7 protein-coding genes are annotated in these 13,183 nt (G+C 36.3%); 3 read left to right on the plus strand and 4 right to left on the minus strand.

Translation table 11 applies throughout. The annotated features are described in order from the left end of the window. Positions 1–35 precede the first annotated feature (35 nt). Positions 36–1,484 carry a Gfo/Idh/MocA family oxidoreductase gene (locus J2Y60_RS22450; protein ID WP_309923751.1) on the minus strand — a complete coding sequence of 483 codons (1,449 nt, stop codon included), beginning with the start codon at positions 1,482–1,484 and terminating at the stop codon, positions 36–38. A gap of 221 nt (positions 1,485–1,705) precedes the next feature. Between J2Y60_RS22450 and J2Y60_RS22455 the strand changes: the two genes are divergently transcribed. Continuing rightward, positions 1,706–2,827, plus strand: a complete 1,122-nt coding sequence (locus J2Y60_RS22455) for an aminotransferase class V-fold PLP-dependent enzyme (protein WP_309923753.1) — start codon at positions 1,706–1,708, stop codon at positions 2,825–2,827. 150 nt (positions 2,828–2,977) lie between these two features. Beyond that, the gene (locus tag J2Y60_RS22460; RefSeq protein WP_309923754.1) at positions 2,978–4,141 is read left to right on the plus strand and encodes an acyl-CoA dehydrogenase; all 1,164 of its coding nucleotides are present in this window, start codon (positions 2,978–2,980) and stop codon (positions 4,139–4,141) included. Between the two features lie 27 nt (positions 4,142–4,168). Here the strand turns inward: J2Y60_RS22460 and J2Y60_RS22465 are convergent, their stop codons facing one another. The 3 genes from J2Y60_RS22465 to J2Y60_RS22475 form a co-directional block, all read right to left on the minus strand. Beyond that, the gene (locus J2Y60_RS22465) at positions 4,169–7,354 is read right to left on the minus strand and encodes a PAS domain S-box protein (RefSeq protein WP_309923755.1); all 3,186 of its coding nucleotides are present in this window, start codon (positions 7,352–7,354) and stop codon (positions 4,169–4,171) included. A gap of 298 nt (positions 7,355–7,652) precedes the next feature. Then, the gene (locus J2Y60_RS22470) at positions 7,653–10,784 is read right to left on the minus strand and encodes a PAS domain S-box protein (protein ID WP_309923757.1); all 3,132 of its coding nucleotides are present in this window, start codon (positions 10,782–10,784) and stop codon (positions 7,653–7,655) included. A 334-nt stretch (positions 10,785–11,118) separates the two neighbouring features. Continuing rightward, positions 11,119–11,811 (minus strand): MIP/aquaporin family protein, encoded by a 693-nt coding sequence (locus J2Y60_RS22475; RefSeq protein ID WP_309923759.1) that lies wholly within the window; start codon positions 11,809–11,811, stop codon positions 11,119–11,121. A 238-nt stretch (positions 11,812–12,049) separates the two neighbouring features. Between J2Y60_RS22475 and ruvB the strand changes: the two genes are divergently transcribed. After that, positions 12,050–13,075: a Holliday junction branch migration DNA helicase RuvB gene (gene ruvB / locus J2Y60_RS22480; RefSeq protein WP_309923761.1), complete on the plus strand. Its 1,026-nt coding sequence runs from the start codon at positions 12,050–12,052 to the stop codon at positions 13,073–13,075. Positions 13,076–13,183: the final 108 nt, after the last annotated feature.

Here is a 13,183-nt window from a genome sequence, read left to right on the forward strand (position 1 = left end):
GGAGAACAAAATTATTTTGTTCTCCCTTATTATTTCTACAACTTCCATCCCTCACGATATTCTCTTTTCACAAACTGATTAGCTTCGTCAAAATTGGTGATTCTCATTTCTTTACCATCCCAAAGAAGTTTCTTTCTGCCGTTATAATCAAATTCTTGTAGCCATTGCTTGTCTTTTTTAGGAGAACGGAAGAAGTAGCTTCTAATCGCCAAATTACCCATTAGTACAGCTTCTGACATTGGTCCTGAGTAATCAAAAGAAGAACTCAAAGGTTTATGCTTGCCATAACCATCTCTACAAGCCTGTAACCATTGTTGATAATGGCCGGCACCGTCTGCTCCCACTACTCTTTCTATCGTTATTGGTAGCTTTTCGCCTTTTGCTTTTAAGCTATCATTGCCCCACAGCGTAGGGTTTGAACCATAAACACCACACATCATTACGCCCTTAGTTCCCATTAATAATACACCGCCACTCCAATCGCCTAGCTTCACATCAGCTGGAATTTCATCAGGACGCTCAGGCATTAATCCGCCATCATACCAAGTCATTTTTACATCAGATTTGCCTTTTCTTGGAAATTTCAAGTGAATCATCGAAGCCGCAGGATAGCTCTCAGGGAAATAGCCTTCTTTGAAGGGTTCTGTCCAAGCAGTATTTGCAATACTACATTCTACTTCTGAAGGATACCCCAAGCCTAATACTCTATAAGGTGGGTCCATCATGTGGCAAGCCATATCGCCCAAAGAACCAGTCCCGTAATTTACCCAACCACGCCAGTTGAATGGATGATACCCTGGCTGATAGTCTTCCCAAGGTGCTGGGCCTAGCCATAAATCCCAATCTACCTCTTTAGGTACTTCTACTTTAGCAGTTGGTTTCGCAATTCCTTGTGGCCACACAGGACGGTTTGTCCAAACGTGTACGCGTGATACTTCACCTATTAACCCTGCTTTATACCATTCCATCATTCTTCGCACACCATCTCCCGAAGACCCTTGGTTTCCCATCTGCGTTACTACTCTTTGCTGTACAGCAGCTTCAGTCATTTTACGAACTTCGTAAATATTATGTGCCAATGGCTTTTGTACATAAACGTGTTTGCCCAAACTCATTGCTGCCATTGCCGACACATAGTGCGTATGGTCTGGTGTAGAAACCGTTACAGCATCAATGTTATCTTTTTCTTTCTCGAGCATGATGCGGAAATCCTTGTACTTTTTGGCAGCAGGAAACTTCTCGACCGATTGCTTCATTTGCCTGTCGTCGATATCACAAAGAGCCGCAATATTGTTCCTACCACTATCGTAAGCCCCTAGGATATCCGACCAACCCTTGCCTCCGCAACCGATAGCAGCAATGTTGAGTTTATCTGAGGGAGCAATGAACCCTTTTCCTCCTAATACATGGCGAGGTACGATATAGAAACCTGCAGCAGCTAATGAGCTTTTCTTGAGAAAATCCCGTCTAGAATTATTTTCCATAGTTTAGACTCCTCCCCAAGGAGTATTATTAATATTGACTGATTCAAAGGGGGAAAAATGAATCAGTTTGATTTTAGTTTTTGCTGAATTATTGATAAACAATATAGGATATTATTTATCAATAATGAAAGATAACATACCTTAAATTAGCCTTTGTACTGTGATATGATGAACAGATTTTGTTATTTTGAAGAAAGGATTACAAATACTTCATTATACGCATGAAAATCGAAACATTAGCGATACAGTCTACCCAAATGCATGATGACAATGCAGGAGCTGTTATTTCGCCTATTTATTTATCAACTACTTTTGAGCGTGAAACTGACGGCTCTTATGCACATGGATACGTTTATTCAAGAGCGGATAATCCCAATCGTCAACTATTAGAAAAAAGTATGGCATTGCTTGAAAACGGAGCCGTAGGCTTGGCTTTTGCTTCGGGTATGGCTGCCACTACGGCATTGTTTCAAAGCCTAAAATCAGGTGACCACATCATCACGCCAGACGATGCTTATTATGCTACGAATGTATTGATTACAGAGGTATTTGGACAATGGGGCTTATCATTGACTACCGTCGATATGACCGATTTATCAGCCGTAAAAGCGGCTATCCAGCCCAATACAAAACTATTTTGGATAGAAACGCCCTCTAATCCACAATTAAAAATTACTGACATCGAAGCCATCAGTAAAATAGCGAAAGAAATTGGTGCATTGGTAGCAGTAGATAATACGTGGGCAACACCAGTTTTACAGCAACCTATCAATTTAGGTGCAGATATCGTGATGCATTCTACTACTAAGTATTTTGGTGGGCATAGCGATGTACTAAGTGGTGCATTAATCATTAAAGAAGAAGGAGAATTATCAAATAAACTACGAAATATTCAAAGATTAACAGGTGGTGTACCCTCTCCTTTTGAGTCTTGGTTGGTAGCCAGAGGTATCAAAACGTTGGTTTTAAGAGTAAAAGCTCAGACAGATAATGCTAAAAAACTAGCTGAATTTCTAAGTACACATCCACAGATAGAAGTTGTTCATTATCCAGGATTAGCAAGCCATCCTCAACACGAAATTGCTAAAAAGCAAATGTTGAATGGTTTTGGTGCAATGTTGTCGGTACAAATAAAAGGGGATGCACAAAATGCTATGGCTGTAACGGGAAAGCTTAAACTATTCACTACCGCAACTAGCTTAGGAGGTGTAGAAAGTTTAATAGAACATCGTAAATCTGTAGAAGGAATTGATAGCCCTACACCAGAGAACCTCCTGAGGGTATCCGTTGGATTAGAAAGTATTGATGATTTAATAGAAGATTGGAAACAGGCATTAGCATAATAATAGAAAGGGAGCATCTTAGCTCCTTTTTTTGTGGACTTTTAAGAACATCAATGAAGAAGAAAAAAATAAAGTCGGGTAAATTGTTATGCAAGCATACTATTTTATATATTTGAATATTAATCTCAAAAATTTAAAACTTTATTTAACATGAGTGATTCAATCTTTCAAGGCTTTAATCTTCAGTTATCTGAAGAACACCTAGCTGTACAACAAGCTGCTCGTGATTTTGCTCAAACAGAGTTACTCCCCGGAGTAATTGAACGTGATGAAAAAGAATATTTTCCTGAAGAATTAGTGAAGAAAATGGGAGAGCTTGGCTTTCTGGGAATGATGGTTTCGCCTGAATATGGTGGAGGCGGTATGGATACTATTTCTTATGTATTAGCCATGGAAGAATTATCTAAAGTAGATGCTTCTGCTTCGGTAATGGTTTCTGTGAATAATTCTTTGGTTTGTTATGGGTTAGAGGCTTTCGGCACTGAAGCACAAAAGCAAAAATACCTTGTCCCTCTAGCAAAAGGGGAAATCATCGGGGCATTCGCTCTATCAGAGCCAGAAGCGGGTTCAGACGCTACTTCTCAACATACTATTGCAGAGGATATGGGGGATTATTACCTACTGAATGGTACTAAAAACTGGATTACCAATGGTGGTAGAGCTAGCGTATATCTCGTAATGGCACAAACGCATCCGGAATTAGGGCACAAAGGGATCAATTGTTTGATTGTCGAGCGAGGCATGGAAGGGTTCCAGATAGGTAAGAAAGAGAAAAAATTAGGTATTCGCGGGTCAGATACGCATTCTTTGATGTTTACTGACGTGAAAGTACCGAAAGAAAATAGAATTGGTGCCGACGGCTTTGGTTTTAAATTCGCCATGTCAACCTTGAATGGGGGAAGAATTGGTATTGCTGCTCAGGCTTTAGGTATTGCTTCTGGGGCTTATGAATTATCCATAAAATATGCAAAAGAGCGGAAATCATTTGGTAAAGCCATTGCTGAACACCAAGCTATCCAGTTTAAACTTGCTGATATGGCGACTAGTATTGAGGCCGCTCGTTTACTTTGTTTCAAAGCCGCTTTTGATAAAGACCAGCATCGAAGTTACGTAGAGTCGGCGGCAATGGCGAAACTATTTTGTTCGCAGGTGGCAATGGATACTACTATTGAGGCTGTACAAATACACGGAGGATATGGCTTTGTGAAAGAATATCACGTAGAAAGAATGATGCGGGATGCAAAAATAACACAGATTTATGAAGGCACTTCTGAAATCCAGAAGATGGTGATAGCCAGAGAAATTTTAAAATAAAAAAAGGAGGGCTAAACCCTCCTTTTTTTATTCTGCTAATATTCCCTGAAGTATTTTAACAGCTTTTGCTAAAATAATTTCTAATTGAGCAAATTCAGATTTTATGATTTCGATATCTTCCTTGGCTAAAGCTTTGCTTTCAAGTGACTTTAAAATGCCACCTTCATTGACACCCATTGATGAGAAAGAAGATTTTAATTTATGAGCTGTCGCTTTAATGCCGGGGTAATTTACTTCGCTGATAGCTTTTCTAAGGATATCAAACTCAATAGGCATTTGGCTTAAATATAACTCAATAATCTCTTGCTCAAATTCTTTGTTACCATCAGATAATTCCTGTAAATAGGATAAATCCACGATTCCATCTAGATTTTCTTCCATAGTACTAACTTTGTTTTGATCGTTTAGTTCTGCATAATTTATGATTTTCTCAAATAATTCCTGAGGGACAAAAGGCTTTGGGATATAGTCATTCATACCAATCGAAATACATTTTTCCTTTTCTCCAACCAATGAATGTGCAGTCATTGCGATAATTGGCGTGTTTATTTGTAATTGTTTTCTAATATATTCAGTAGCTTGATACCCATCCATTTCGGGCATTTGTAAATCCATCAAAATTACTTCATATTCGTTTATTTGCACCTTTTCAGTAGCAATTTTTCCATTTTCAGCTAAATCAACATCAAAACCAAATTTAGAGAGTACTTTTAATGCTAATTTTTGATTCAAAGGATTGTCTTCTACCAAAAGTACTTTTATTTGTCGGTCACTTTTAAGTACTGAGTTTTTAGCATCATTATCGTTGACTTTGTCCTTAACATCTATACCGAATGGTAAGCTAAAACAAAACGTTGAGCCTTTGCCTGGGCTACTTTCCACCCATAGTTGGCCATCTTGAAGTGCCACTAATGATTTGGAAATACTTAAACCCAAGCCTGTTCCACCATATTTTCTAGTAGTATCGCTATCTGCCTGAGTAAATCTGTCAAAAATAGAATCTAGCTTTTCGTTTGAAATGCCTATTCCTGTATCCATTACACTAAACAAAATTACACATTCTGTGGAAGACTCTTTGCTTAACTCCACTAAAATCTTTACCCTACCTTTTTCAGTAAATTTAATAGCATTGTTCGTAAGGTTCAGTAAAATCTGGTTTAAACGTGTAGGGTCACCAATAACAAACGTAGGAATATTTTCATCAATGATACTGCTTAATTCCAGTCCTTTTTCTTTGGCCTTATGATTTAAAACAGCTTTGGCATTTTTCAATAAATCTTTGATGTTAAATGATATTTTTTCAATAACAATATGGCCTGATTCGATTTTTGAAATATCAAGAATATCATTGATGATTCCCAATAAGTTTTCAGAAGCAATATTGATATTTGATACATAATCACGTTGTTCCTCTTCTAATTCAGTATCCTTCAATAAATTAGAAAAGCCAATAATAGCATTCATGGGCGTACGAATCTCATGGCTCATATTAGCCAAAAAAGTATCTTTCGCAAGGGCATTTTGTTCAGCCGTTTCTTTTGCTTTTATTAATTCTTTTTCCATCAGAATTCTATCTGTTATATCTACAGCATTTCCAATTATGTATTGTTGTCCTTCAATAAGCTCAGACAGTACATTATTATATAGCCATGTTCTATGCGACCCGTTTTTATGGATTACCTTCATCAGTCCTTTGCTTCTACCAGTAGCTGTAATCTCTTGAAGATACATTTTTACTCCCTTGATAGAAGATTCTGGAACAATATCAAACAAACTTTTTTCTAAAACTTCTTCTTTCGTATAGCCAATCAAATCTGCTCCCGCAGGATTTATCGTCAGAAAGTTACCATAAATATCATGAGTACACATGAGCCCTTGCGTATTCTCAAAGAACCCTCTATGTCTGTTTTCACTCATTAAAAGTTGGTTTTCCCAAACCTTTTTCTCGGTAATATCTTTACCAATTCCCATGAAACCAGTAATGACATTGTGGTTGTCTCTTAAAGAAGTAACAGAAAGTTCTACTGTCAATCTAGATTTATCTTTTCTAATATAAGTCCACTCATTAGTGTCTGCTACTCCTAATCTCGCCTTCGCATGAAATACTTCATGCCCCGGTTCTATCGTGGTATGTAGTTCTTCTGATAATTCTTTGGCTCGTTTTTCTACTTCGTCTTTATCATGAATGATTTCAGGAGTCACTTTACCAATCACCTCCTCTGCTTTATACCCCAACATCAATTCAGCACCACGATTGAATGTTTTAATAGTACTATTATTAGGGTCAACAGATATGATAGAATACTCTGTACCATCCAGAATAATATTCTGAATTTCAGAAAGTTTTTCAACTTCAACTTCTAATCGCTTATAGTCGGTAATATCTCTGGCAATGGCATAAATTGTTCCTGTTTCTTTATCAGGTGTAGCTACCCATTCCAAGAATTTATAACCGCCAGATTTAGTTTTAAAACGATGTGTAAAATTTAATGAGCTAGTAGTCTCGTTCTCTAGTTTATCAATTTCCTGTTTTGTTGCCTCAATATCATCTGGATGTATGAAATTAAAAAATGATTTATCAATTAAATCTACGCCATCCCATCCCAGCGTTTTGCAAAATGCTGGATTTATTTTTTTTAAATATCCTTCAATTTTTGCAATACAAATCATGTCTCTCGACTCTAAGAATAGCTTCTCGTAGTTTTTGAGTACCATTCTTTCTTTTCTCGCCACAAGCTGTGCCGCTACTTCCTTCGCTAGAATCGTTAATGCTAACTGCTGATCTTCATTGAGTTTTTTTACTTTATTATCAATAACACAGAGTGAACCAAGGGCATATCCATCAGGGTCAATCAAGGGATAACCAGCGTAGAATCGAACATTTGGAAAATCATTAACGAGTATATTATTTTTAAATCGATCATCTAAAAGAGCATCTTCTACCTCAAAAATTGTATCTCCTACAATAGTGTACTGACAAAATGAAATATCTCTAGCCGTTTGATTAGCGTCTAAACCTATATTAGATTTAAACCATTGTCTATCTTTATCAATTAACGAAATCAAAGAAATAGGTACTCCGCATATTACAGATGCTAATTTTGTAAGCCTATCAAACTCTTCTTCGGGCAAAGTATCAAGTATATTATACTCATCTAATGCCTTTAACCGCAAATCTTCATTTGCTGGTATGGGTAATTCATTTTTCTCCATGATCGAAGTATATTTAATAAAATAATAAGGAGTCGACAATGGATATTGTTAGTAGATACTATCAAATAATGCTAACAATCAGTCAAAAATAATAACTATTCCAAAGTATGACTTCGTATTTTGCAAAGAAATTTATGCTAGAATACAAAAATTAATTTGCTGTTTACTCAAAAAAAATTATGAACAAGGGTTCATATCATTTATTAACTACTCTTCATTTTTAGCAATGGTCAAATTTTGATAAAAAACCTATGTCAATACAAGCATTATTCATGCCATTTAAACATGACATAAAATTTTATCCTAATACTTTTACGTTATTTATATTTTCATGTACTTTGCCATTAATAAAGCCTACTATTTTGTTAAACAAATCTTTTGGTGAAAAAGGTTTGGTAATATAATCATTCATACCAACAGCCATACACTTTTCTTTTTCGCCTATTAATGAATGTGCCGTCAGGGCAATAATGGGCGTATTATTTTTAAGCGTATTCCTAATATAGCTTGTGGCTTGATAGCCGTCCATTTCAGGCATTTGCAAATCCATCAAAATTACATCATATTCATGCTTTTGTACCTTCATTACTGCTATTTTTCCATTCTCAGCAAGCTCAGGGAAAAAGCCAAATCGCTCTAATACTTTTAATGCAAGCTTTTGGTTTAATACGTTGTCTTCCGCTAATAATATTTTTACTTTGTGAGTAGGGTCTATCGGTAAAAGATGGGTTTCTTGTTTTAACATTACCGTATCATTTACCTTTCTAAAAGTTAGGTTAAAATAAAAAGTTGACCCCTCATTTGGCTGACTTTCTACAAAGATATTACCTTTCTGTTTTTCTATTAATAGTTTAGAAATACTTAACCCTAAGCCCGTACCCCCATATTTTCTGGTAGTATCCGAGTTCGCCTGAGCGAAACGGTCGAATATGACGGTTTGTTTATCTTGGGGTATTCCTATACCCGTATCCATGATTTTGAATAAAATAGAATATTCTTCGTCTGTTTCTGATTGTAATTCTAGCACGATTTTTACCGAACCTTTTTCGGTAAACTTAATGGCATTATTGGTAAGGTTTAAAAAAATCTGATTCAGCCTTGTTGGGTCTCCAATTACTGTTACTGGGATATTATCAGGCACAAAACAGTCTAGTTCCAACCCTTTGCCAAGTGCTTTATAAGTAAGCACTGCTTTTACGTTCTTAACCAGTTCATGAAGATTAAAAGGAACAGATTCTATCACTAAATGACCTGATTCAATTTTAGAAAGGTCCAGAATGTCATTAATTATTCCTAAAAGATTCTCTGCCGCAGTATTAATATTTGATACAAACTCTTTTTGTTCCGAATCTAATTTGGTTTCTTTTAATAGATTAGCAAAACCTGTTATGGCATTCATCGGCGTACGTATTTCATGGCTCATATTGGCTAGAAAAACATCCTTCGCATGGGCATTTCTTTCTGCTGATACTTTGGCACTTATCAACTCACGCTCCATTTTAATCCGTTCTGTCATATCGACAGAGTTTCCGATAACATATTTTCTGCCATCTAACAATTCAGCTAATACATTATTTGAAAGCCAAGTTCTAAATGAACCATTTTTATGTACAACCTTCACTAACCCTTTGTATGAATGATTCACCGCAATTGATTCAAGATACCTTTGTATTTTATCTCTAGTTCTTTCAGGGGTAATATCAAATAGACTTTTAGTCAAAAATTCATCTGTAGTATAGCCTAATAGGGCTGCACCCGCAGGGTTAACAGTTAAAAAGTTTCCTTCAAGGTCATGTGTACACATCAGACCTTGTGAGTTTTCAAAGAAACCGCGATGTTCTTCCTCACTTAATAACAGTTTGCGTTCCCACGTTCTTTTAGCAGTAACATCTTGTACTTGCCCGATTACGTTAAGAGGTTTTCCTTTATGGTCTCTGACGATGGTTGCTACTAGCTCAACCCAAACGTTAGTATTATTTTTAGTAATGTAACGATTCTGAAAAGAGATAACTGAGGCTACCCCCGACAAGAGTTTTAAAAAGAAATCATCACTCATCTTTAAATCATCAGGATGTATTAAGTCTCTGATATTTAATGACAAAAGTTCTGTTTTGTCATATTGAGTAATGGATGAAAAAGCCTCGTTTACTTCGATAAATGTACTCGTGGCAAGTTCGGCAATAAACATACCTGTTGCAGCATTATCAAAGGTTTGTCTGAACCTTTCTTCGCTCAAAGATATTTGCTTATCCTTTACCTTTTTCTCATGAATATCCTGAAAAGTACCATACAACCGAACGCATTTATGCTGTTCAATAATTGTCTTTGCCGTTACCCTTACCCATTTTTTTAAACCTTTCTGTGTAATGATTTGTACTTCTATGTCAAAATCATCGCCATATTTAACAGCTTTGATAATGGCTCTGATGATAGCCTTTCTACTTTTACCATTTCTAAAGAAATACAGGGATTCTTTAAAAGTAGGTTCATAGTCAGGGGCAACTTCGTGTAGTTCCCGCGTAATTGCTGACCAAAAGAAAGTCTTTTTCTCTATATCTATTTCCCATCTGCCAACACGCGCTACATTATTAGTGATATCCAGTATTTCAGCAAGCCTAGAAACGTTTATTTCACTTTGCTGTAATTTACTATGGTCTTTGCCAAAGATATTTAAACTGCTATTGGCACTAGAAAGCACAAACCATTCAATTGTTTTATAGCTGCCTTCTTTCGTTTTAATTTGATTAACAAACTGACCAGAGCTATTAGTCAATAAAATATTTTTTAGGCGATTGATACTTGTTAATTTATCATTTGCATGAATTAATTCATCTATCGATTTTCCTATAATTTCGTTGTGCTCCCAACCTAATACCTGATGGAATGAAGTATTGGCATTAATGAATTTCAGTTCTGTATTTAAAGTTGCAATTAAATCAGTCGAACTTTTAACAAACGAATGGTAACTATCAAGAACTGTATTATTCGTGAGTTTATCAGCAATTTCGGCTAACAAGCTTTCTAGGGCTTGTTCTTGTTTTTTGCTTAGTGTTTTTGCTTCATATCCTAATAAAGAAAGTACTCCCAACACTTTGCCCTGTGCATTATTAATCGGAAAACCTGCATAAAAAATAATAGCAGTTTCGGCAAATGGTAATACACCACTAAAGTAAGATTGATGCTTTAGGGTATTTTCAATAATAATACTTGATTTTGATTTGATTACTTCTTTACAAAGTAAGAGTAAGTTTGACGCGAACGATTGCTCGTTACTATCCAAATGTGGCGTGTTAGTAGGATATGCTAAATTTTCATCAAAAACTGTTATATAAGCCAAAGGTACATCGCAAAGTAAAGAAGCCAAGTTTGTAAGATGACTAAACGCTTTAAAGTTTTTGCTTTGTACTTCGTCTATTAACATTTTTTTCATTTTACTTATTAAGAATCAGGCAAATAAATTTTTAGTGGAAAATTAAACTTTCAACAGAGAATTTTATAGTAATGAATAGAAAAATAGCATGATTTTCTATTCAATTTGATATAGTATGGCGATTGGAAAATTATTACAGTAAGATAATGATTTTTTATCAATCTTACATGAAACAAAAGGCCAATGATATAAAAATATAAAATGTTGATAGGAATATCTTCTAGCTAATAATCAATATTTTATCTTTCACCGAATTACTATAAGAAAATAATCTACGATAATTGATAGCATAAATTAAGCCACACATTAAATAACAACCATAAATAAGCAAAATTTATTTTATACAATTTAAAATTAATGCCCCTATTATCGCCCCAGCAATAGGTACCCAAGCATATGACCAATCGGAAGAACCCTTGCCAGCAATCGGTAAAATAGCATGAGCTATGCGAGGACCTAAATCTCTGGCAGGGTTGATGGCATAACCCGTTGCCCCTCCTAAAGAAAGTCCGACTGACCAAACCAAAATACCTACGACAAAAGGCCCTAAGCCTGTTTCAATAGTGCCAAATGAGCCCAAGGCAACAATGGCTACTGCTGTAGCAAGCAATTCTGCGAGAAAATTGGGGAAGGCACTTCTAATAGCTGGGGCTGTACTGAAACAGGCTAATTTCAAGCCTTTGTCTTCAGTAATAGCCCAATGAGGTAAGTATTGTAGCCAGACCAAAGTAGCACCAAGAGAGGCGCCTAAAATTTGGGCAACGATGAAGCCAAAAGCATTAGACCAATCGCCAGACTTTACAGCTTCGGCAATTGTAACAGCTGGATTCAAGTGGGCTGCTGGACTACCAAACTTAGTAGAAACAAAAATGCCCATTGTTACTGCAAATGCCCAACCTGCCGTGATGACTATCCAACCACTGTTCTCGCCTTTTGAACCTTTTAATAATACAGTAGCAACAACACCATTTCCTAAAAAAATTAATACTGCCGTACCGACAAACTCACCTAAAAGTGCTGAATTCATTGTTAAATTTATAAGTTAATATAGTTAATGGTTTTTTGTCAAGAAATAATTGTACAAATTAAGGTAAAATTTTCTAATATCATGCTCAAAAAAGGTTAAAAGCTAAAGCCTTTTCAGAATGTTTTTATCAGATTAGAAAATGGCGTATTTTTGAACATTCGGAATGAATCAATCAAAGGGAATTAATTGAAAAATATAAGATTATGGCAAATGTTTTTCAATTAGTTTCCATCAACATATGAGAGAAGATTATTTAAAAGGTAATAAAGAAACACTTTCGTCGGTGGAAAAGGAAATCGAAAGAGCACTAAGACCGCTTTCTTTTGATGACTTTGCCGGACAGGATAAAGTACTCGAAAATCTACAGGTATTTGTAACGGCTGCTCGCTTGCGAGAAGAAGCCCTCGACCATGTTCTTTTGCACGGCCCTCCGGGGTTAGGGAAAACTACTCTATCTAACATCGTAGCGAATGAGCTGAAAGCCAATATCAAAATTACTTCTGGGCCTGTATTAGACAAACCTTCTGATTTAGCAGGTTTGCTAACCAACTTACAGCCCTTTGATGTATTGTTTATTGATGAAATTCACAGGCTCAATCCTATCGTGGAGGAATACTTATATTCAGCCATGGAGGATTATAAGATTGACATCCTGTTAGACTCTGGCCCAAATGCCAGAAGTGTGCAAATTTCGCTTAATCCTTTTACGTTAATTGGTGCTACTACTCGTGCAGGGATGCTTACTTCGCCCCTAAGAGCTAGGTTTGGTATTAACTGTCGCTTAGAGTATTATGATGCGAAATTACTAACAAGTATCGTTAAACGTTCAGCTCAGATTTTGAATACGCCGATTGATGATGCAGGAGCTTTTGAGATTGCTCGTCGTAGCCGAGGAACGCCTCGTATTGCCAATAACCTATTGCGCAGAACACGTGATTTTGCCCAAGTAAAAGGGAAAGGTATCATCACGATAGAAATAGCAGAAATGGCATTGCTAGCGTTGGATGTTGATCAAAATGGCTTAGACGAAATGGATATTCGTATTTTAACGACGATTGTGGAAAAGTTCAAAGGTGGGCCTGTTGGTTTATCTACCATTGCTACGGCTTGTGGAGAAGAAGCAGAAACCATCGAAGAAGTATATGAACCGTTTTTGATTCAAGAAGGATTTTTAAAACGTACTTCTCGAGGACGAGAAGCCACAGAAAGAGCCTATGTACATTTGGGCATTGTGCCTAAATACCGCACTGGCGAGTTGTTTTAAAACTATTACACACAAAACATGAGTCATCCCGAATTTTGTGGATGGCTTGCCAAATAAAAACCTCCTTGTTTATTTTGTGAATTACGACAAACACAAAAAACAGGAGGT

Origin of the sequence: Arcicella sp. BE140 (assembly GCF_031456255.1) — a bacterium.
GTDB classification, from domain to species: Bacteria; Bacteroidota; Bacteroidia; order Cytophagales; family Spirosomataceae; genus Arcicella; species Arcicella aquatica.

Excerpts from the sequence above, each read along its gene's own strand:
- J2Y60_RS22455 (WP_309923753.1), top strand. The coding sequence starts at position 1,706 with ATGAAAATCGAAACATTAGCGATACAGTCTACCCAAATGCATGATGAC.
- ruvB (WP_309923761.1), top strand. The coding sequence starts at position 12,050 with ATGAGAGAAGATTATTTAAAAGGTAATAAAGAAACACTTTCGTCGGTG.
- J2Y60_RS22460 (WP_309923754.1), top strand. The coding sequence starts at position 2,978 with ATGAGTGATTCAATCTTTCAAGGCTTTAATCTTCAGTTATCTGAAGAA.
- J2Y60_RS22465 (WP_309923755.1), bottom strand. The coding sequence starts at position 7,354 with ATGGAGAAAAATGAATTACCCATACCAGCAAATGAAGATTTGCGGTTA.
- J2Y60_RS22475 (WP_309923759.1), bottom strand. The coding sequence starts at position 11,811 with ATGAATTCAGCACTTTTAGGTGAGTTTGTCGGTACGGCAGTATTAATT.
- J2Y60_RS22450 (WP_309923751.1), bottom strand. The coding sequence starts at position 1,484 with ATGGAAAATAATTCTAGACGGGATTTTCTCAAGAAAAGCTCATTAGCT.
- J2Y60_RS22470 (WP_309923757.1), bottom strand. The coding sequence starts at position 10,784 with ATGAAAAAAATGTTAATAGACGAAGTACAAAGCAAAAACTTTAAAGCG.